This window comes from Embleya sp. NPDC050154, assembly GCF_044460165.1.
In the GTDB taxonomy this organism is placed as follows: Bacteria; Actinomycetota; Actinomycetes; order Streptomycetales; family Streptomycetaceae; genus Embleya.
Map to the genome: position 1 here is coordinate 92,684 of NZ_JBITJP010000026.1, position 20,668 is coordinate 113,351.

Here is a 20,668-nt window from a genome sequence, read left to right on the forward strand (position 1 = left end):
GCGAAGGCCGAAGGCTCCCCACCTGGGGTGCCTCCGGCCTCCGACGACACGCCTTTCGGCGGCATGTCACACGACGATGAACGACTCCAGCGTGCCTTCCGGCAGCACCGGGGCGAGCCGCGCCCGGCCGTTCAGGAAGCCGAGTTCGAGCAGCACCTCGACCCCCACCACCTCCGCGCCGGCCCGCTTCACCAGGTCGATCGTGGCCTCGACGGTCCCGCCGGTGGCGAGCACGTCGTCGATCACGAGCACCCGGTCACCGGGCTCGAACGCGTCCTGGTGCACCTCCAGGGTGGCCGAGCCGTACTCCAGCTCGTAGGACTGCGCGTAGGTGGCGCACGGCAGCTTCCCCGCCTTGCGGACCGGGACGAACCCGGCCTGCGCGCGGTAGGCCACCGGTGCGGCCAGGATGAAGCCTCGGGCCTCGATCCCGACCACCTTGTCCACCCGGCCCCGACAACGCTCGGCCAGCGCGTCGACCAGGGCCGCGAACGCGACCGGATCGGCCAGCAGCGGCGAGATGTCCTTGAACACCACGCCCGGCTGCGGCCAGTCCGGCACGTCCCGGATCCGGCTCTCCAGCAGTTTGCGCAGGTCGTCGTCGGCCATCAACGCTTCCTCTTGCCGCCGGGACGGGTCCGCGCCCGGCCGCGCGAGGCGCCCGCACGGGGTGCTCCACCCTGCGCCGGCACGGTGTCGTCGTCCGATTCCGACTCCGGCTCCGCGCCCTCGTCCACGTTCGGGTGACCCTCGGCCTGGTCCGCGGGAATGCCCGAGACCTCGGCGGCCTTGGCCGCCTTCGCCTCGGACGCGCGGCGCTGAGCCACCTTCTTCGCGAGCTGTCGCATCTCCGGCGACCGCTCCTTGAGGTCGGCCAGGATCGGCGTGGCGATGAAGATCGAGGAGAACGCACCGGCGGCCAGACCCACGAACAGCGACAGCGCGATGTCCTTGAGCATGCCCGCGCCGAGCAGACCGCCACCGACGAACAGCAGCGACGCCACCGGCAGCAGCGCGACCACCGTGGTGTTGATCGAGCGCACCAGGGTCTGGTTCAGACCCGCGTTCGCCGCTTCGCTGTAGGTGAACTTGGTCTGTTTGGTGATGTTCTTGGCGTTCTCCTTGACCGTGTCGAACACCACCACGGTGTCGTACAAGGAGTAACCAAGAATGGTCAACAGACCGATCACCGTGCCCGGCGTCACCTCGAAGCCCACCAGCGCGTACACGCCGATGGTGATCACGATGTCGTGGATCAGCGCGACCAGCGCCGCCACGGCCATCCGCCACTCGAAGGCGAAGGTGAGGTAGATCACCACCAGGATCATGAAGATCACCAGGCCCTGAAGGGCCTTCTTGGAGATCTCCTTGCCCCAGCTGGGGCCGACCACCTGCGTGTTGACCTTGTCCGGCGCGACGTCGAGGTCCTTGGCGATGGCCGCCGCGACCTGCTTGGTCTTGTCGGCGTCCGATTCCGCGATCTGGATCCGCAGGCCGTCGCCGCCGACCTTCTGCACTATGGCGTCGGCGCCGTCGGTGAACGGCTCCACCGCCTTGCGGGCGTCGTTCTGCGAGGCGGTGGTGTGCTCGATCGTGTAGACCGAGCCGCCCTTGAACTCGATGCCCTGGTGCAGCCCGCGGCCGAGCAGACCGCCGACCGCGAGCAGCAGGATCAGCGCGGAGATCGAGTACCACAACTTCTTGCGACCGACGAAGTCGAACGAGACGTCGCCGTGGTGCAACCGGACGCCGATGTTCTTGAGGTCACCGAAGCGACTCATCACGCCTCCTTGACGCCGGCAGCGCGCCCGCGCGGGCGACGGCTGCGGTACGACTGGCGCTGATTGGCACCGAGCGCGACGGGATCGAGGCCGGACCACTTGTGGCCGTCCGCGAAGAACTTGCGCTTGGCGAGGATCGTCATGAGCGGCTTGGTGAACAGGAACACCACCACGACGTCGAGCAGCGTGGTCAGGCCGAGGGTGAACGCGAAGCCCTGGACCTTGCCGACCGAGACGACGTACAGCACGGCGGCGGCCAGGAACGACACCGCGTCGGACACCAGGATGGTGCGCCGGGCACGCGGCCACGCCTTCTCCACCGCGGGTCGCAACGTGCGACCCTCGCGGATCTCGTCCCGGATGCGTTCGAAGTACACGATGAACGAGTCCACCGTGATACCGATCGCGGCGATCGCGCCACACACCGCCGGCAGGTTGAGTGCGAAGCCGATACTTCGGCCCAGCAGACACATGATGGCGTAGGTGAGGGCCGCCGAGACCGCCAGACTCGCGATGCTCACCAGGCCGAGGCCCCGGTAGTAGAACAGCGAGTACAGGATGACCAGGACGATGCCGATCGCACCCGCGATCAGACCGCCCCGGAGCTGGTCACCGCCCAGCGACGCGGACACCGTGGTCACGTCGCTCTTGGTGAAGGACAGCGGGAGCGCGCCGTACTTGAGCACGTTCTCCAGGTCCTTGGCCGAGCTGCGGGTGAAGTTGCCCGAGATCACGGCGCTGCCGCCGGGGATCTCCGACTTCACCGACGGCGCGGAGACGACCACACCGTCCAGGTCGATGGCGAAGCGGTTGGTCGGGTACTTGCCCGCCGCCAGGTCACCGGTGATCTTGGTGAACTTGTTGGTGCCCGCGTCGGTGAACTTCAGCTCGACTTCCCAGCCGCCGACGCTGCCGTTCTGCGGAAGTTGCGCCTTGGACGAGTCCACGTCCGTGCCCGGGATCAGCACCGGGCCGAGGATGTACTTCTCCTGCTCGTCGCCCTGATCGCGGCTGCACGCCACGGTCGGCTGGTCCTCCGGGGCCGGAACCGGGCCGAGGCCGCGGTTCTCCGGGAGGGAGCAGTCCAGGTTCTCGTACTTCGCGCGCAGCTCGGGCGTGATGCCGTTCGCGTCGGCTCCGGCCGGCGGGGTGCTCGCCGGAGGCGTCGCGGGCGGCGTGCTCGCGGGCGGCGTGGACGGCGGCGGGGTCGGGGCGCCGGACGCGTCCTTCAGGTTCGGGATGACCCGACCCTGCGGCTTGCCCGACTCGGCCGCGGGCGGCGTGTTCGCGGGCGGCGTGCTTGCCGGCGGGGCGCTCGCGGGCGGCGTCGACGGCGGCGTCAGCGGCAGCTTGGTACCACCCTGGGGGGTGATCTGCGCGGCCTCCAGAACGGGGCGGAAGAACAGCTTCGCGGTCTGGCCGACCTGCTCCGCCGTCTCCTTCTCGTTCTTGCCCTTGGGGATGCTGATGACGATGTTGCGATCGCCCTCGGTCTGCACCTCCGCCTCGGACACACCGAACGCGTTGACGCGCTGGCGGATGATCTCCACCGCGGTCTGCATGTTCGACTTGTTGACCGCGCCGTTACGGCCCTGGTCGGCCTTGGCGGTGAGCGTGACGCTGGTGCCGCCCGCGAGGTCGATGCCCAGACGTGGGGTCTTGTCCCCGGTCGAGAACATGATCGCGTACAACGCCACGATCACGACCCCGATGAAGGCAAGGACCCGTCCCGGGTGCCCTCGGGAACTCGATTTCGGTGCTGCCACCTTCGCCCAATCTCCCTCTCGATGCCGCCGCGGACGGGCTTGCGCCACGTCCGCCGGCACGGCACGGCGCCCGGCGGAACGCCGGGCGCTTTCGTATCCGGGGTGTCACCCCCGGTCACATGACTGTATTGCTCTGCGGTGGCCCTGGGACCACCGCACCCACCACGAGCCGAACTAGTCCTGCTTGTCGTTCTTGCGCAGCCGGTCGCCCGACTCGGACGCCTTGCTCGCGCCCTCGGTCTTGCCGACGTCCACGGTCTCGGTGTCCTCGGCCTCGGCGGCGTCGGGCTTCTTGTCGAGCTTGACGACGTCGTCGCCGGCCTCGGCGCCGTCTTCGTGCTCGTCGTCGGCCTCGTCGTCCTCGGGCTCGTCACCGGAGGACAGGACGGCGGCGATGGCGCTCTTGACGAAGCGGCAGTGCACGTCGGGCGCGACCTCAAGGATGACGGAATCGTCCTCGACCTCGGTCACCGTCGCGTACAGCCCCGCGATCGTGCGGACCTCGGCGCCCGGGACCAGCGAGTTCTGCGTTTCCATGGCCTGTCGCTGGCGTGCCTTCCCGGGCTTGATGATCAGGAAGTAGAACACCACGACGATGATTACTGGCAGGAGGAGGGTAAGCGGGTCCACGGCTTGAAACGATTCCTTCCCAAGGCCGCTCGGCGGCCCGGACGGTGACACTCGGCCGGCCACGGTGCGGCAGCCTCGGCGGAGTCTAGACGGGTACTTACTACAGGAACAACGACTACCGGCCGCGTGCGTTCCCGACGCGCACCGGCCTCACTCGGTTGCATCCTTACCGGTCACGGCCCCGTTGTCGAACAACACGCTCTGTTGTGTGCCGTGCTGCCCCGGCAGCGCGCCCCGCGGGGGGTTCAGGCCCAGATGCGTCCAGGCCTTGGCGGTGGCCACCCGACCACGCGGCGTGCGGGCCAGGAAGCCGCTGCGGACCAGGAACGGTTCGGCGACCTCCTCGACCGTCTCGGTCTCCTCGCCGACCGCCACGGCCAGCGTGGACAGGCCCACCGGACCGCCGCCGAACAGCGTGGTCAGCGCCTGCAGGACGGCCCGGTCCAGCCGGTCCAGGCCCAGCGCGTCCACCTCGTACACGTCCAGCGCGCGGGCGGCGATGTCCCGGTCGACCTTGCCGTTCGCCCGCACCTGCGCGTAGTCGCGGACTCGGCGCAGCAGCCGGTTGGCGATCCGGGGCGTGCCTCGCGAGCGGCCCGCGATCTCGGCCCCGCCCTCGGCGGACAGCTCGACGTCGAGCAATCTTGCCGATCGGGTCAGCACCCGTTCGAGTTCGGCGGGCGCGTAGAAGTCCATGTGGCCGGTGAAGCCGAACCGGTCGCGCAGCGGCGGCGGCAGCAGCCCGGCCCTGGTGGTCGCGCCCACCAGGGTGAACGGCGGCAGGTCGAGCGGGATCGCGGTGGCGCCGGGGCCCTTGCCGACGATGATGTCGACCCGGAAGTCCTCCATCGCCATGTACAACATCTCCTCGGCGGGCCGCGACATCCGGTGGATCTCGTCGAGGAAGAGCACCTCGCCCTCGGACAACGAGGACAGGATCGCGGCCAGGTCTCCGGCGTGCTGGATGGCCGGGCCGGAGGTGATCCGGATCGGCACGCCCATCTCGGCCGCGATGATCATCGACAGCGTGGTCTTGCCCAGCCCGGGCGGCCCGGACAACAACACGTGGTCGGCGGTGCCGCCGCGGCCCAGCGCCGCGGTCAGCACCAGGGACAACTGCTCGCGCACCCGCTCCTGGCCGATGAACTCGTCGAGGTTCTTCGGCCGCAGCGCGGCCTCGACGGCCTGGTCCTCACCGTCCGCCGCGGCGGTCACCAGGCGTTCGCCGTCCTGCGTCATCGTGTTCCGCCCATGGTCGTGTTCGTGCGGCCTGCGTTCATCCTGCCCGACCCGGGCGACACCGCGGTGTCACACCCGACCGCCGGTCGCCTCCGCCGGTTCACCGGCGGTTCAGGCCGCGCAGGGCCGCCTTGAGCAGCGCGCCGATGTCGGGCGTGGCGGCAGCCTCCGCCTCCGCGGTCACCGAGGCGACCGCGTCGTCCGCCTCGCGCGTCGCGTAGCCCAGGCCGACCAGGGCGGCGTGCAGTTGATCCCGCCACCCCGCGCTCACGGGCGCGCCGACGCCGAGCGCGGCACCGGTGCCGGTGGGCGCGCCGAGCTTGTCCTTGAGGTCCAGGAGCAGCTTCTGCGCGCCCTTGGGCCCGATCCCGGGCACGGCGGTGAGTGCCTTGGCGTCCTTGCCCGCGACGGCGGCCCGCAGCGCGTCCGGGCTGTACACCGCGAGCATCGCCAGGGCCAGCTTGGGCCCCACCCCGTTGGCGGTCTGCAACACCTCGAACGTGCGCTTCTCGTCGTCGTCGGCGAAGCCGAACAGGGTGAGCGAGTCCTCCCGCACCACCAGCGAGGTGGCCAGCCGGGCCGATTCGCCGACGCGCAGCGTGGCCAGTGTGGTGGGCGTGCACTGCACGGCCAGGCCGACCCCGCCGACCTCGACGACGGCGGTGTCCGGGCCGAGGCCGGCAACCGTTCCGGAGACGAACGCGATCACCTGAGTGCTCCTGCTTGGCTAGGGGTACGAGGGCCGGCTGTCGCGGGCCCGGCCGGGGAGGACGGCGGCCGGTCAGCGGCGGGTGCCGCGCGGCAACCGGCCGGCCGGGGTGCGGGCCGCGGCGACGGCCGCCGCGAGCCGGTCGGAGGCGCCGCCGCGCCAGATGTGGCAGATCGCCAACGCGACCGCGTCGGCGGCGTCGGCCGGTTTCGGTGGGCCGTCCAGGCGCAGGATACGGGTCACCATCGCGCCGATCTGGGCCTTGTCGGCACGCCCGCTGCCGGTGACCGCGGCCTTGACCTCGCTGGGCGTGTGCAGCGTCACCGGCAGGCCGCGCCGCGCGGCGCACACGATCGCGACGGCGGACGCCTGCGCGGTGCCCATCACGGTGCTCACGTTGTGCTGGCTGAACACCCGCTCGACCGCGACACAGTCCGGGCGGTGCCGGTCCAGCCACTCCTCGATGCCCCGCTCGATGCCCAACAACCGGGCGTCGATCGCGGCGTCGGCGGGGGTGCGCACCACGCCCGCCTCGACCATCCGCAGTGGCTTGCCGACCGCGCCGTCCACGACGCCGACGCCGCATCGGGTCAGACCGGGGTCGACCCCCAAGACCCGCATGCCGCGCCCCTCTCGTCCCGCGTCGTTTCGCCTTCGTGCGTTGGGCCGTTCGAGTCGAACACCACCCGATACGAACATCTGTTCGCCCTGGCAAACCCTAGTGCAGCGGCGCCGATCCCCTCGGTACCGCCACTCCGTGATCACTCGTTCGAGCGACACGTACGCTTGTCCCGGTCGATAACGCCCCGATGACAGCCCTGTGACGATCCTTCCCCAGGCGGCCCGGTCGCCGCGCGGGAGCCCGCACAGGCGACGCTAGGGTCGGTTGGAGACTGCCCCGCTCGCCGCCCGGAAGGTTTTCATGCCGTCGCCGTCCATGCCGGTCGCCGAGACCCCACCGGCCGTCGAGAAGGGTGCGACCAGGATGCCGGCGGTCCCCGACACCGCCTTCGTCGACGGTCTCCCCGAGCGCCTGCGACTGGGCGTCGTCGACTTCACGCACCGCGCGAAGACCTCCTTCCGACCGGCCCGCACGGCCGTGATCGGGTACCTGATCGCGCGCGCGATCAACCTCGTGGTGCTCGCCGTGATGGCGCTGGCCGCCGGGAAACCGTTCTGGTCCATGGTCGGCTCCTGGGACGGCGTCTGGTTCCGCGACATCGCGGACTTCGGCTACGTCGACAAGATCCCGGTGTCCCCGGCGGGCAAGCCGTACTGGAGCAACGTCGAGTTCTTCCCCGGCTATCCGTGGGCGGTCCGCCTCGTCGGCGACATCACCGGCCTGTCCGCGCTCAACGCCGGCATGGTCGTCACGCTGCTGGCCGGCGTGGTCGCGGCCTGGGGGCTGTACGCGCTCGGGCGCGAACTCACCGGCAGCCACCGGGTGGCCACCCTGTTCGCGGTGTTGTGGGGCGTCGCACCGGGCTCGATGGTGCTCACCATGGTCTACTCCGAGGCCCTGTTCGTGGCGTTCGCGTCCTGGGGCCTGCTGGCCGTGGTCCGTCGGCAGTGGACTTTGGCCTGTGTCCTGTGCCTGTTCGCCGGCCTGACCCGCAACACCGCGTTCGCCCTGGTCGCGACCCTGGGCGTGGCCACTCTGGCGATCGCGCTGCGGCGCCGCGAGGACGGCGCGCGGGTGGGGTTGTTGGCCCCGGAGACCCGGCGCCCGGTGATCGCCACGCTGATCTCGCCGCTGGCGTGCGTGGGCTTCATCGGCTGGGTGGGCTGGCTGGCCGGTCGCCCCGACGGGTGGATCTGGATCCAGGACAAGGCCTTCAACCTGCGGATGGACTGGGGCATAAGCACCGTCCAGTGGATGAGCAAGTACCTCACCCACCTGGGCCGACCGATCTACGTGGTCTGCACGTTCGTGATCATCCTGTCCGTGGCGCTGATGATCTGGTCCTTCCGCGACCGGCGGATCCCCCTGCCGGTGCACGTGTACGGCGCCGTGGTGATGTTCCTGGCGCTGACCACGAGCAACGGCTGGTTCTTCCACTCCAAGCCGCGCTTCATGCTGCCGGCCTTCACCATCGCGCTGCCGCTGGCCCGACTGATGGCCAAGTGGCCGCGCGGCGTGGTGATCGCGGTGCTGGTCGCCGGGGCGGCGTTCTCCGGGTGGTACGTGAGCTTTCTGCTGTACGTGATAAACACCAACCCGTAGCGCTCGCGAAGATACCCGAACGCGCGTGGGGCCGGCGGCAGTTGCCGCCGGCCCCACGCGCGTTCGGGTATCTCGACCGAGCCACCCTATTCGGCGTTGACCCGCTCCATGACCTCGTCCGAGACATCGAAGTTCGCCCAGACGTCCTGAACGTCGTCGCTGTCCTCCAACGCCTCGATCAGCCGGAAGATCTTGCGCGCGCCCTCTTCGTCCAGCGCGACCGAGACGCTGGGGATGAAGTTGGCGTCGGCCGAGTCGTAGTCGATCCCGGCGTCCACGAGCGCGGTCCGCACCGCGACCATGTCGGTCGCCTCGCTGACCACCTCGTAGGACTCGCCGAGGTCGTTGACCTCCTCGGCGCCGGCGTCGAGCACCGCGCCGAGCACGTCGTCCTCGCTCAGGTCGTTCTTCGGCACGATCACGACACCCTTGCGGGTGAACATGTACGACACCGAGCCGGGGTCGGCCATCGAGCCGCCGTTGCGCGTCATCGCGACCCGAACGTCCGACGCCGCGCGGTTGCGGTTGTCGGTGAGGCACTCGATCAGCACCGCGACACCGTTCGGTCCGTACCCCTCGTACGTGATCGACTGGTAGTCGGCGCCGCCGGCCTCCGCACCGGAGCCGCGCTTGACCGCACGGTCGATGTTGTCGTTCGGGACCGAGGACTTCTTGGCCTTTTGAATGGCGTCGTAGAGCGTCGGGTTGCCGGCGATGTCACCGCCGCCGGTGCGCGCCGCCACCTCGACGTTCTTGATCAACTTGGCGAAGAGCTTTCCGCGCCTGGCGTCGATGACGGCCTTTTTGTGCTTGGTGGTCGCCCACTTCGAGTGGCCGGACATCCGCCTCTACTCCTTCGGGTCGCGGGTGCGCTGCACGGGCCTGTACAGGCTGGAAGATCCTACCGGCGCGAGCACTCAGAGCGTGGCACGGACCATGTCCACGAAGTACGCGTGCACCCGCCGGTCGGGGGTCAGCTCCGGGTGGAAGGACGTGGCGAGCAGGTTGCCCTGGCGCACCGCGACGATCCGGTCCGCGTACGGCTCGGCGGTCAGCCGGGCGAGCACCTCGACCTCGGCACCGACCGACTCGACCCACGGGGCGCGGATGAACACGCCGTGGATGGGGTCGCCGCCCGCCAGGCCCTCGAACGGGACGTCCGCCTCGAACGAGTCGTTCTGCCGACCGAACGCGTTGCGCCGCACGATCATGTCGATCCCGCCGACCGTCTCCTGGTCCTCGCGGCCGTCCAGGATCTTGTCGGCGAGCATGATCATGCCCGCGCACGAGCCGTAGACCGGCATGCCGTCCGCGACCCGCTCGCGCAGCGCCGGAAACAGCCCGAAGGACACCGCGAGCTTGGACATCGTGGTCGACTCGCCGCCGGGTATGACCAGCGCGTCGAGCTCGGCGAACTCCTCGACCTTGCGCACCGGACGCGCGATCGCGTCGAGTTCGGCCAGCGCGATGGCGTGTTCGCGGACGTCGCCCTGGAGGGCCAGGACACCGATGATGGGAGTGGTGGACACGTCAACCTCGTCCGGTCGTAGGTACCGAGCCGGGCCCGAACGCGGTCGCGTTCGGGCCCGGCACACAGCTTTCCGAGTGTTCGAGTGCTTCGAAGTCGTCGGCGGGGCGGGAACTACTACCAGCCGCGGCCGGCGTAGCGCTGCTCCGCCGGGAGGGTGTCGATGTTGATGCCGACCATCGCCTCGCCCAGACCGCGCGAGACCTTGGCGATCACGTCCGGGTCGTCGAAGTGCAGCGTCGCGTCCACGATCGCCTTGGCCCGCTTGGCCGGGTCGCCGGACTTGAAGATGCCGGAACCGACGAACACACCCTCGGCGCCGAGCTGCATCATCATCGACGCGTCGGCCGGGGTGGCGATGCCGCCCGCGGTGAACAGCACGACCGGGAGCTTGCCCGCCTCGGCCACCTCCTTGACCAGCGCGTACGGCGCCTGGAGGTTCTTGGCGGCGACGAACAGTTCGTCCTCGTCCAGCACGGAGAGCTGCTTGATGTCCTTGAGGATGGTGCGCATGTGCCGGGTGGCCTCGACCACGTTGCCGGTGCCGGCCTCGCCCTTGGAGCGGATCATCGCCGCGCCCTCGGTGATCCGGCGCAGCGCCTCGCCCAGGTTGGTCGCGCCACACACGAACGGGGTGGTGAACTTCCACTTGTTGATGTGGTTCGACTCGTCGGCCGGGGTCAGCACCTCGGACTCGTCGATGTAGTCCACGCCGAGCGACTGCAGGACCTGGGCCTCGGCGAAGTGGCCGATCCGGGCCTTGGCCATCACCGGGATGGACACGGCGCCGATGATGCCGTCGATCATGTCCGGGTCGGACATGCGCGCGACGCCGCCGTCCTTGCGGATGTCGGCCGGCACGCGCTCGAGCGCCATGACGGCGACCGCGCCCGCGTCCTCGGCGATCTTGGCCTGCTCGGCGTTGACGACGTCCATGATCACGCCGCCCTTGAGCTGCTCGGCCATGCCGCGCTTGACCAGGTCGGTGCCGGTCTGGGGGCTTGCGGGGGTGGTGGACACGGATGACCTCACACAGATGCGAACGACGACGGTTGGCTCCATCGTACGGGTGAGGTGGATCCTAATGTCATGCCACCCCGGCGAAATACCCGGGCCAATCTGTCCAGGGTGGCCTTTGCGTGGCTCCCGTCAGGACCCACCGGGCTGCAATGTGCGCGGCTCCTCGTCGTCCATCTCGAAGGTGACCGGGTACGGGGCATGGCCCGCCAGGCGCAGATAACGCACCAATCGGTGTCGGCGCACCGCACGGGCGCCGCGGACCGCGTCGTTGTGGAAGCGCCGTGCCATCGGCACCCGGCGCACCGCGGTCTGCAACTCGGCGACCAGTTCCGCGCCGCCGGGCCGGGCCCGCAGGTCGTCCGCCTGGGCCGGGTCCTCGAACAGGATCCGCAGCGCGCGGGTCAGGTCGCTCTCCGCCACCTCGCGCTCCTCCTCTGCGGCGTTGCGCGCCTCGTGCGCGGCGCCGGCCAGCACGAGCGAGGAGGCCGGATCGAGCAGCCCGGACGTGGCGATCTCCTGCGCGACCGCGGAGCGCCGCAACAGCTGCGCGTCCAGCGCGGCCCGGCTCGAGTCCACCCGCGCGTGCAGGCGGTCGAGCCGCCCGGCGGTCCAGCTCAGATAGACACCGATCGCGAGCACCGCGAGCAGAATCCAGATGACAGTCATCACCCGGCGACCCTAGTACCGCCGGCCCGACCAGCCCGACAGCCCGGCCGGCGTTCGCGGCCACCCGACCAAGCAACCGAACAGCCCGGCCGGCGCTTGAGGCCACCCGTCAACCCGACCAAGCGACCCGACAGCCCGGCCGGCGTTTGAGGCCATCCCAGCCCGGCCGGCGCTTGAGGCCACCTTTCAGCCCGACCAAGCAACCGAACAGCCCGGCCGGCGCTTGAGGCCACCCGTCAACCCGACCAAGCGACCCGACAGCCCGGCCGGCGTTTGAGGCCACCCTTCAGCCCGGCCGGCGTTTGAGGCCAACCCAGCCCAGCCGGCACTTGAGGCCAACCCAGCCCAGCCCGGCCTGCGCGTAAGGCCAAGGCCAACTACGCCGCGGGCGCCCCCGCGGTGACCGTCTCGTACACGCCCAGGATGTCCGTACCGACGGTCTCCCAGTCGTACCGCTGCACATGCTTGCGCCCGATCTCGCGCAACGCGTCCCTCCGCACCGGATCGCGCAACAGCGCGACCGCCGCGGCGGCGAGCGCCGAGGCGTCCTCCACCGCGAACAACTCCCCCGCCCGCCCGCCGTCGAGCACCTGTCGAAACGCGTCCAGGTCGCTCGCCAGCACCGGCGCGGACGCCGACATCGCCTCGACCAGGATGATCCCGAAGCTCTCGCCGCCGGTGTTGGGCGCCACGTACACGTCCACGCTGCGCAACAACCGCGCCTTGTCCAGGTCGCTGACCATGCCCAGGAAGGTGACCTGGCCGCGCAACGCCTCGGGCAGGTCCTCCACCGCCTCCTCGGCGTCGCCGCGCCCGGCCACCAGCAGTCGCACCCCCGGGAACGCCTCGACGATCCGCGGGAACGCCTCGATCAGCGTGGGCAGTCCCTTGCGCGACTCGTCGATCCGGCCGATGAAACCGATCGTGGGCGCCTGCGCGGTGCCCTGCCACGCGGGCTCCACGGGGGCGTCGGCGAAGAAGCCGACGTCCACACCGTTGGGGATGACCACCGCGTCGCCGCCGAGATGCTCGACCAGCGTGCGCCGCGCGTACTCGCTGACCGCGATCCGCGCGCTGATCTTCTCCAGCGCGGGCTGCAGGATCGGGTAGGCCGCGATCATCGCGCGCGAGCGGGTGTTGGAGGTGTGGAAGGTGGCCACCACCGGTCCGGACGCGGCCCAGCACGCGAGCAACGACAGGCTGGGCGTCGCCGGTTCGTGGATGTGCAACACGTCGAAGTGGCCGTCATGGATCCATCGGCGCACCCGCGCGGCGGACAGGAAGCCGAAGTTGAGCCGGGCCACCGAGCCGTTGTAGCGCACCGGTACGGCCCGCCCGGCCGGCACCACGTAGTCCGGCAGCGGGGTGTCGTCGTCCGCGGGGGCCAACACCGAGACCTCGTGCCCGCGCGCGATCAGGTTCGCCGCGAGGTCACGTACGTGGTACTGGACACCACCGGGCACATCCCACGAGTAGGGGCATACGACGCCGATCCTCACTTGGCCTCCCCGATCCGGGCGAGCCGGCCGGCGTCCAGGTCGGCGAGCCACAGCGGCTGCAACATGTGCCAGTCCTGCGGGTCGCCGGCGACCCCCCGGGCATAGGCGTCCGCGACCTGCTGGGTCATGGTCGCGATCTTCTCCCGGCGGGTGCCCTCGGCGGGCACCTCGATCTCCGGGTGCAGCGTGGCGCGCATGACCGCGCCGTTCCACGCGAGGGTGACCGGAATCAGCGCCGCGCCGGTCTGCACGGCGAGCGCGGCGGGCCCCGCCGCCATCCGGGTCGGCTCGCCGAAGAAACTCACCGGCACCCCGCCGGCGGTCAGGTCACGGTCGGACAGCAGGCACAACAGCCGGCCCTCTCGCAGCCGGCGCGCCAGTGTGCCGAAGGTGTTGCCGTCGCCGCCGGTGAGCGGCAGCACCTCCATGCCCAGCGACTCGCGATAGTCCAGGAAGCGCTTGTACAGCGACTCCGGCTTCAGTCGTTCGGCGACGGTGGTGAACGGATAGCCCATGAGCGTGATCCACGCGCCGGCGTGGTCCCAGTTGCCCATGTGCGGCAGCGCGAAGATCACGCCCTTGCCGCGCGCGCTGCACTTGTCGAGCAGGGTCAGATCGCACTCCATCCGGGCCAGCACCGTCTCGCGGTCCCAGACCGGCAGGCGAAACGCCTCCTGGTAGTAGCGCAGATAGGACCGCATGCTCATCCGGGAGAGCGCGCGCACGCGCTCGGGCGTGGCCTCCGGGCCGAGCACCCGGCGCAGGTTGGCCTCCAACTGCAGGACGCCTTTGCCGCGCTTGCGCCAGACGGCGTCGGCGATCCGCCGGAAGATCGCCGTGGCGACCGGTTCGGGCAGGCGCTTGACCACGGACCAGCCCAGGGCGTACCCGGTGTCGGCCAGCCGCTGCCCGACTTCGGTCATCCCTTGTCACCTCCGGGCAGCGCGTTGTCGATCGCGGACGCCGAGCGGCGCACCGCGATCATCCGCTGGAAGACGGTGATCAGGCTGCCCACCGCGATGAACCACAGCGCGGCCTCCTGGATGTAGGGCACACCCAAACCGTCGAGACCGGTCGCCACCAGCGAGATGACCAGTCGCTCGGCACGCTCGATCAGCCCCGAGACATCGCAGGCCAGGCCCAGGCTCTCGGCCCTGGCCTTGCAGTACGACACGACCTGGCCGGACCCGAGGCAGACGATCGCCAGAATGCACATGCGCAGGTTGTCGCCGTCGCCGGCGAACCAGATCGCCAGCGCGCCGAAGATCGCGGCGTCCGCGACCCGGTCCAGGGTGGAGTCGAGGAAGGCGCCCCACTTGGTCGAGCGGCCCAACTGACGTGCCATGTTGCCGTCGACCAGGTCGGAAAAAATGAACGCGGTGATCACGAGCGTGCCGGTGAGGAACCAGCCGATCGGGAAGAACACCAGCGCCGCGACGACCACCCCGAGGGTGCCGATCAGCGTCACCGTGTCCGGACTCACGTTGTGGCGCAGCAAAAAGCTCGCGAACGGGGTGAGCACACGCGTGAAGAAGGCACGAGCGTATTTGTTGAGCATCGCCTTCCCGAAGGATTGCCGGGGCGGCGGGGGATCCGAAGGACTCGACCCGCCTGGTGCGCCCATCGTACTGACGCGGTCGCGCCTCCCGAGCCCCCCGTCGTCCGGGCGTGCCGTACCCGGGCGCGCCGCGTTGGAGAACAGCCCGTACGGCGAGGACACTTGTACTCGGTCGGACGTCGGGGCAATGCTGCCGTTCAGGAATCGATTTGCGGACGTTGGCGTACCGACGACCGACAAGAGCCTGTCCGTCCGATCTCGGCGGACCCGTCGGGATCGACCGGACAGGCCCTGGCACCTGTGCGTCCGGAGACGTCGACGACGACCGCACGACATGGACAACCAGGAGGTGGCACATGGCGGACAAATCCGGAGCTAGCGCCGGAACCGTCGGCAGGGTAACCGCGCCGGCGAGCCCGGACTCGGTGCGCAACGTGGTGCTGGTGGGCCACACGGGGGCGGGCAAGACGACATTGGTGGAGTCCCTGCTCGTGGCGACCGGGACGATTCCCCGGGCCGGTCGCGTCGAGGACGGGACGACCGTGTCCGACTTCGAGGACATCGAACACCGCCAACACCGCTCGGTGGCGCTGTCGCTGTCCCCCGTCGAATTCGACGGCGTCAAGATCAACCTGCTCGACACCCCCGGCTACGCGGACTTCGTCGGCGACCTGCGCGCGGGCCTGCGCGCCGCGGACGCCGCGCTGTTCGTGGTCTCGGCCGCCGACGGCGTGGACGGCTCGACCCGGATGATCTGGGACGAGTGCGCCGCGGTCGGCATGCCGCGCGCGATCGTGATCACCAAACTCGACCAGGCGCGCGCCGACTTCGACGAGATGGTGCTGATCTGCCAACGGGTGTTCGGCGACCCCGACGCGGACACCGTGCTCCCGCTCTACCTGCCGCTGCACGGCGAGGACGAGAGCGTCGCGGGCCTGATGGGCCTGCTGACCCAGCGGGTGTACGACTACTCCTCCGGCACCCGCGAGACACTCGACCCGGACCCCGAGCACCTGCCGCTGATCGAGGACGCCCGCAACCGGCTGATCGAGGGCATCATCGCGGAGAGCGAGGACGAGTCCCTGATGGACCGTTACCTCTCCGGCGAGCAGATCGACGTGGACACGCTGATCACGGACCTGGAGACCGCGGTCGCGCGCGGCTCGTTCTACCCGGTGCTCGCGGTCGCGCCGAACGGACTGGGCACCATCGAACTCCTGGAAGGCATCGTCCGCGCCTGTCCGGCACCGCCCGAGCACGAGGTGCTGCCGGTGACCACCCCGGACGGCAAGCCGCACGACCCGCTGACCTGCGACCCCGAGGGCCCACTCGCGGCGGAGGTGGTCAAGACGACGTCCGACCCGTACGTGGGGCGGATCTCGCTGGTCCGGATCTTCTCCGGCACCCTGCGCCCGGACATGACCGTGCACGTCTCCGGCCACGGCATGGCCGACCGCGGCCACGAGGACCACGACCTGGACGAGCGGATCGGCGCGATGTCGATCCCGCTGGGCAAGCAGCAGCGTTCGCTCAACCGGGGCATCGCCGGCGACATCGTCGCGATCGCCAAGCTGACCCGGGCCGAGACCGGCGACACCATCTCGGACAAGGACGATCCGCTGCTGATGGAGCCGTGGATGATGCCCGACCCGCTGCTGCCGGTCGCCATCCGCGCGCACAGTAAGGCCGACGAGGACAAGCTCTCCCAGTCGCTCGCGCGCCTGGTCGCCGAGGACCCCACGCTGCGCCTGGAGCACAACACCGACACCCATCAACTGGTCCTGTGGTGCATGGGCGAGGCGCACGTCGAGGTGCTGCTCGACCGGCTGCGCAGCCGCTACGGGGTCGCGGTGGACGCGGTCACGCACAAGGTGTCGTTGCGCGAGACGTTCGCGGAGAAGGCCAGCGGACGCGGTCGGCATGTGAAACAGTCCGGCGGACACGGCCAGTTCGCGATCTGTGAGATCGACGTCGAGCCCCTGCCCGGCGGCTCCGGCTTCGAGTTCGTGGACAAGGTGTTCGGCGGCTCGGTGCCACGCAACTTCATCCCGTCGGTGGAGAAGGGCGTCCGGGCGCAGATGGAGAAGGGCGTCGCCGCCGGCTACCCGATGGTGGACCTGCGCGTGACGCTGACCGACGGCAAGGCGCACTCCGTCGACTCCTCCGACATGGCCTTCCAGATGGCGGGCGCGCTGGCGCTGCGCGAGGCCGCCGCGAGCACCCGGATCCACCTGCTGGAGCCGGTGTCCGAGGTGCGGGTCACCGTCTCCGACGAGTACGTCGGCGGCGTGCTCAGCGACCTGAGCTCGCGCCGCGGCCGGGTGGTGGGCACCGAACCGACCGGCTCGGGCCGCACCCTGATCCGCGCCGAGGTCCCCGAGATCGAGATCAGCCGCTACGCGATCGACCTGCGCTCGATCAGCCACGGCACGGGCCAGTTCGCCCGCGCCTACTGCCGGCACGACCCGATGCCCCCGCAACTCGCCGCGAAGGTCACCGCCGACACCGACGCCTAGACCCCACGAGCCGATCCGGTCCGGCGGCCGGGCGCACCCCGTCGCGGCCGTCGGACCGGCTCGTGCGCCGCCGGATCGTCCCGTACGGGGATGCCGGGGCGCTTCGGCGGCGCACTGGGGGAGCCGTGCCGGTGGGGCGCGGTACGGATGGGGGGTCGGCCGACCCGGGAGTGCGCCCGTCCAAAGGGTGTCGTGCCGCGTGGGGCGCGGGGCGAGCCGCTCGCCGGGCCCGGGGCCGGTCGCGCGGGTCGGCCGATCGTGCCCCGCCCGCTCAGGGGATCGGCAGCGCCCGGTCCAGCGCGACCAGCGACAGCAGCACGGTCGCCGACGTCCACGCCAGCGGGGCCACCGAGGCCGGCTTGCCGTGCGCGTCGACCTTCTCCGGCAACGATCCGGCCGCCGTGCGATGGTCGGCGAGCCAATCGAGCCGGCTGCGCGCCCCGGCCCGATCCCCGCTCGCCGCGCTGAACAGCGCAAAGGACGCGGTCTCCGGGGTCCAGGCCGCGGTGGGATCGCCGCCCCAGCGCTCGCCCGGCAGGATCCCGCCGTTGGGCAGGGTCAACAATTCGGCGGATCGGCGGACGGCGCCGGTGACGCCGGCGTCCGCGCGCGCGAACGGCGGGCCCAGCCACGTCACCGCGGTGTCCGCGCCGCCCTCGGCCGACGCCGTGCGCGGATAGCCGTGCGGCCCGAATTCCTCGCGGACCGCACGATCGAGTCGCGTCGAGGCGCCCGTCCAGCGCTGCTCCTCGGCCCCGCTGCCGGTGCGCCGCGCCAGGTCGGCGGCCGCCCGCAGCCCCGCCGACAGCGGCGCGGCGGTGCCCAGGGTGACCTGGTCGGTGCGGGTCTCCCAGTAGTCCGAACCACGCGGCGGCAGCCCGTCCGCGCGCAACCGACCGGCCACCGCGTCACCGGCCCTGCGCACCGTCGGCCACAACTCGGCGAGCGCGGCCGCCGTCCCCGGAGCCCGGGGGTCCTGGTGGACGTACCAGAACCAGACCGCCCACGGCACCCAGCCGTTGCCGTCCAACTGCGCCGCCCGCTTGTCGCCGACCGGTCCCCCGTCCAGGCGGTAGCGCGCCTCCCAGGTGCCGTCGGCCCGTTGCAGCGCGGCCAGTCGGCGCAGCACCGCGAGCGCTTCCCGGTCGTGGCCGGTGACGGTGAAGGCCGCCGCGACCCACGCGGCGTCGCGCGGCCAGACGTACTTCCAGATCCCGAACCACGCCGCGGCGACCGAACCGTCGGGCTGGGTCAGTACCCGCATGTCCAGCAGCGCGCGCTCGGCCATCGCCCGGAAACGCGGGGTGTCGCCCGGGACGCTGCCCTGCGCGAGCCAGGCCCGCTCGGCGTCGGTGGGCGGTACCGGCGGCGCGTCGGTGGGCAGCGCGATCGGTCCCTCGGGGCCGGGTATGACGCCGCCGAGGAGCAGCGGCCGGGTCGTGGGCGGCGGGGGTGCCGCGCCGCCGACGGTGACGACGATGCCGATCGCGACCAGCAGACCGACCGCGGCGAGGCCGATCGAGCGGGCCCTGCCCGGGAAACGGAACCTGCCGAGGCCGCGGGCCTGGTCAGGGGAGGTATCGCCGTCGGCGGACCGAGCCTTGCTGCCCATGCGTGCCGTCTCCGCCCCCGGCCCCCTCGCCGCCTCGCCGGCGACCGGGCCGCTCCCCGTTCGGCTCAGTCTAGGCATGATCGGATCATCACTCGAACCGTCGTGCGGCCCGCGCCGAGCCCACCGCCCGGCCACTCCCCCACGACTCGGGCACCGGTGCGCGAACCGGGCGCGGCAACGATCGGGGCGACCACCCGCAGCGCCTTCGCCCACATCGCGCCCGCCTCGCCGTACGACCCGCGATCACCCGCCGTGGCGGCTGGAACGGATCACCTGAAAGTACGACGAGTCTACGAAGAGGGATCCGGGTCGGGCTCGGCGGCCGGGGTCAAACCGGTCGAACAGGTGAAATGCCGGCGATCCGCGACCAGCGCCCAGGCGGCCACGGCCAACCCGGCCACGGCGACGAGCACGTACGCGTTGCCCACGATCAATTGCCAACCGTGCAGGTCCAACTCGGCGCCGTCACCGAACGGCACCGTCCACACGATCCCGCTCGGCAGCACCCCGGACACCCGGGCGCGCTCCATCGGATAGGCCGCGGCGACCGCGAACACCGCCGCGAGCACACCCCAGGCCGGCCACGAGCGGGTACGCCGGACCCGGTCGGCGAGCACGATCACCAGCGGCAGCGCCCATACCCAGTGGTGCGTCCAGGAGATCGGCGACACCAGCAGCGCGGTCAGCGCGCAGAACCCCATCCCGGCCAGGGCCGCCCCGCGTCGCGCCGCCGCGACCGCGAGCGTCATGCCCACCGCCGCGACCAGGACCGCCAGCAGCGGCCACAACCATCCCGGCGGCGACTGCGCGCCGAACTGGCGGGTCACCGCGCCGTGCACGGACTGGTTGCCGGGGAACTGGGCCAGCCCGATCCGGGCGTCATCCAGGAACAACCCGCCCCAGTAGTCCGCGCATTCGCGCGGCAGCACCGCGAACGCCGCCGCGAAGGTACCGACGAACACCCCCAGCGCGGTCAGCCCCTCGCGCACGCGCCCGGTCAGCAGGAGGTACGGGATGAAGATCGCCGGGGTGAGCTTGAGCCCGGCCGCCAGACCGACGCCGACCCCGGCGAACCGCGCGCCGCGCGGGCGCGCGAAGTCGGCCAGCACCAGGACCAGCAGCAACAGGTTGATCTGCCCGAAGCGCAGGTTCTCCTGGACCGGCTCGGTCCACAACAGGGCGGCGGCGCTCAGCGCGGTCGCCCGTACCCGGTCGTCGCCGCGCAGGCCGAGGATCCCCCACGCGAGCCAGGTCGCCGTACCGAGCAACGCCAGGTTGCCCACCACCCCGAGCACCTCGACCGCGCCCCACGGCAACCACGCCAGTGGCGTGAAGGTCAGCCCGGCCCACGGTGTGTAGGTGAACGGCAGCCGTCCCGGCCGGATCGTGTACAGCTCACCGTGGCCGGCCAGCACGTCCACCCCGCCCTGCCGATACACCTTCAGATCGCCCAGCCACCACATGTCGGCGGACCCGAAGGTGCCCAGCAGGAGATACGCGGTCAGCGAGCACGCGGCCACCGCGAGAGCCGCCCGGCGGGTCACCCTGCGGCGTTGACGGTGTCCGGCCGCAAGTGGGCCGGCATCGCGCACGCGGGAGTGCCGCCGGGCATGCGGTCACGGTTGTCCGCGACCAGGCGGTACACGCCGTGCGCGGCGATGCTCACCGGCTGCACGCGCAGCGCGGCACCGGCGAGGGCCCACGGGCCGCCGGCGTTCATGAACAGCTTGGCCACCGCGTGGTGTCCGCCGTAGACGGTGCCGATGGGGGTCACCCACAACACCTCGTGCTCGGCACGGTGCTGCTCGACCCCGAGCTCCTCCAACTCGGCGAACTGCCAGGCCACCACGTCGGCGTCGAACGGGATGTGTTTCTGCGCGAACTCCACCGACCGGGTACAAAAACCGCAGTCGCCGTCGT

The 20,668-nt window shown here is 71.0% G+C and carries 19 protein-coding genes; 2 read left to right on the forward strand and 17 right to left on the reverse strand.

Translation table 11 applies throughout. The annotated features are described in order from the left end of the window. Window positions 1-66: 66 nt before the first annotated feature. The 7 genes from ACIBSV_RS39720 to ruvC form a co-directional block, all read right to left on the reverse strand. A complete protein-coding gene (locus ACIBSV_RS39720) occupies window positions 67-609 on the reverse strand; it encodes an adenine phosphoribosyltransferase (protein ID WP_395871984.1) in 543 nt (180 codons plus the stop codon). Further along, entirely contained in the window at window positions 609-1,781 is a 1,173-nt protein-coding gene (gene secF, locus ACIBSV_RS39725) for a protein translocase subunit SecF (RefSeq protein ID WP_395871986.1), read from the reverse strand. Before secF ends, ACIBSV_RS39720 begins: the two co-directional genes overlap by 1 nt. Continuing rightward, window positions 1,781-3,484, reverse strand: a complete 1,704-nt coding sequence (gene secD / locus ACIBSV_RS39730) for a protein translocase subunit SecD (protein ID WP_395871988.1) — start codon at window positions 3,482-3,484, stop codon at window positions 1,781-1,783. The genes secF and secD overlap by 1 nt, the downstream gene beginning before the upstream one ends. A 237-nt stretch (window positions 3,485-3,721) precedes the next feature. Beyond that, window positions 3,722-4,177 carry a preprotein translocase subunit YajC gene (gene yajC, locus ACIBSV_RS39735; RefSeq protein ID WP_395871990.1) on the reverse strand — a complete coding sequence of 152 codons (456 nt, stop codon included), beginning with the start codon at window positions 4,175-4,177 and terminating at the stop codon, window positions 3,722-3,724. 150 nt (window positions 4,178-4,327) lie between these two features. Continuing rightward, entirely contained in the window at window positions 4,328-5,416 is a 1,089-nt protein-coding gene (gene ruvB / locus ACIBSV_RS39740) for a Holliday junction branch migration DNA helicase RuvB (protein ID WP_395871992.1), read from the reverse strand. Between the two features lie 100 nt (window positions 5,417-5,516). Further along, entirely contained in the window at window positions 5,517-6,125 is a 609-nt protein-coding gene (ruvA, locus tag ACIBSV_RS39745) for a Holliday junction branch migration protein RuvA (protein ID WP_395871994.1), read from the reverse strand. 72 nt (window positions 6,126-6,197) lie between these two features. Beyond that, complete coding sequence (gene ruvC / locus ACIBSV_RS39750; RefSeq protein ID WP_395871996.1) at window positions 6,198-6,746, reverse strand: crossover junction endodeoxyribonuclease RuvC; 549 nt, start codon at window positions 6,744-6,746, stop codon at window positions 6,198-6,200. 301 nt (window positions 6,747-7,047) lie between these two features. Here ruvC and ACIBSV_RS39755 point away from each other — a divergent pair, with 301 nt between their 5' ends. Beyond that, entirely contained in the window at window positions 7,048-8,349 is a 1,302-nt protein-coding gene (locus ACIBSV_RS39755; RefSeq protein WP_395871998.1) for a mannosyltransferase family protein, read from the forward strand. Window positions 8,350-8,435: 86 nt separating this feature from the next. Here the strand turns inward: ACIBSV_RS39755 and ACIBSV_RS39760 are convergent, their stop codons facing one another. From ACIBSV_RS39760 to pgsA, 7 genes are all read right to left on the reverse strand, one after another. Then, window positions 8,436-9,191, reverse strand: coding sequence for a YebC/PmpR family DNA-binding transcriptional regulator (locus ACIBSV_RS39760; protein WP_395872000.1), 756 nt, complete (start codon window positions 9,189-9,191; stop codon window positions 8,436-8,438). A gap of 75 nt (window positions 9,192-9,266) precedes the next feature. Beyond that, entirely contained in the window at window positions 9,267-9,878 is a 612-nt protein-coding gene (gene pdxT / locus ACIBSV_RS39765) for a pyridoxal 5'-phosphate synthase glutaminase subunit PdxT (RefSeq protein WP_395872001.1), read from the reverse strand. A gap of 116 nt (window positions 9,879-9,994) precedes the next feature. Then, entirely contained in the window at window positions 9,995-10,939 is a 945-nt protein-coding gene (gene pdxS / locus ACIBSV_RS39770) for a pyridoxal 5'-phosphate synthase lyase subunit PdxS (protein ID WP_395872003.1), read from the reverse strand. 87 nt (window positions 10,940-11,026) lie between these two features. Continuing rightward, complete coding sequence (locus ACIBSV_RS39775; RefSeq protein WP_395872092.1) at window positions 11,027-11,563, reverse strand: hypothetical protein; 537 nt, start codon at window positions 11,561-11,563, stop codon at window positions 11,027-11,029. A gap of 377 nt (window positions 11,564-11,940) precedes the next feature. Beyond that, the gene (locus tag ACIBSV_RS39780) at window positions 11,941-13,062 is read right to left on the reverse strand and encodes a glycosyltransferase family 4 protein (RefSeq protein ID WP_395872005.1); all 1,122 of its coding nucleotides are present in this window, start codon (window positions 13,060-13,062) and stop codon (window positions 11,941-11,943) included. After that, the gene (locus ACIBSV_RS39785) at window positions 13,059-13,985 is read right to left on the reverse strand and encodes a phosphatidylinositol mannoside acyltransferase (protein WP_395872007.1); all 927 of its coding nucleotides are present in this window, start codon (window positions 13,983-13,985) and stop codon (window positions 13,059-13,061) included. The genes ACIBSV_RS39780 and ACIBSV_RS39785 overlap by 4 nt, the downstream gene beginning before the upstream one ends. Then, the gene (pgsA, locus tag ACIBSV_RS39790) at window positions 13,982-14,686 is read right to left on the reverse strand and encodes a phosphatidylinositol phosphate synthase (RefSeq protein WP_395872009.1); all 705 of its coding nucleotides are present in this window, start codon (window positions 14,684-14,686) and stop codon (window positions 13,982-13,984) included. The genes ACIBSV_RS39785 and pgsA overlap by 4 nt, the downstream gene beginning before the upstream one ends. A 290-nt stretch (window positions 14,687-14,976) precedes the next feature. Here pgsA and ACIBSV_RS39795 point away from each other — a divergent pair, with 290 nt between their 5' ends. Beyond that, entirely contained in the window at window positions 14,977-17,136 is a 2,160-nt protein-coding gene (locus tag ACIBSV_RS39795) for an elongation factor G-like protein EF-G2 (RefSeq protein ID WP_395872010.1), read from the forward strand. Between the two features lie 271 nt (window positions 17,137-17,407). Here the strand turns inward: ACIBSV_RS39795 and ACIBSV_RS39800 are convergent, their stop codons facing one another. The 3 genes from ACIBSV_RS39800 to ACIBSV_RS39810 form a co-directional block, all read right to left on the reverse strand. Beyond that, window positions 17,408-18,748, reverse strand: coding sequence for a hypothetical protein (locus tag ACIBSV_RS39800; protein ID WP_395872012.1), 1,341 nt, complete (start codon window positions 18,746-18,748; stop codon window positions 17,408-17,410). Between the two features lie 290 nt (window positions 18,749-19,038). Then, complete coding sequence (locus tag ACIBSV_RS39805; RefSeq protein ID WP_395872014.1) at window positions 19,039-20,292, reverse strand: glycosyltransferase 87 family protein; 1,254 nt, start codon at window positions 20,290-20,292, stop codon at window positions 19,039-19,041. Next, window positions 20,289-20,636: a thiol-disulfide oxidoreductase DCC family protein gene (locus ACIBSV_RS39810; RefSeq protein WP_395872016.1), complete on the reverse strand. Its 348-nt coding sequence runs from the start codon at window positions 20,634-20,636 to the stop codon at window positions 20,289-20,291. Before ACIBSV_RS39810 ends, ACIBSV_RS39805 begins: the two co-directional genes overlap by 4 nt. Window positions 20,637-20,668: the final 32 nt, after the last annotated feature.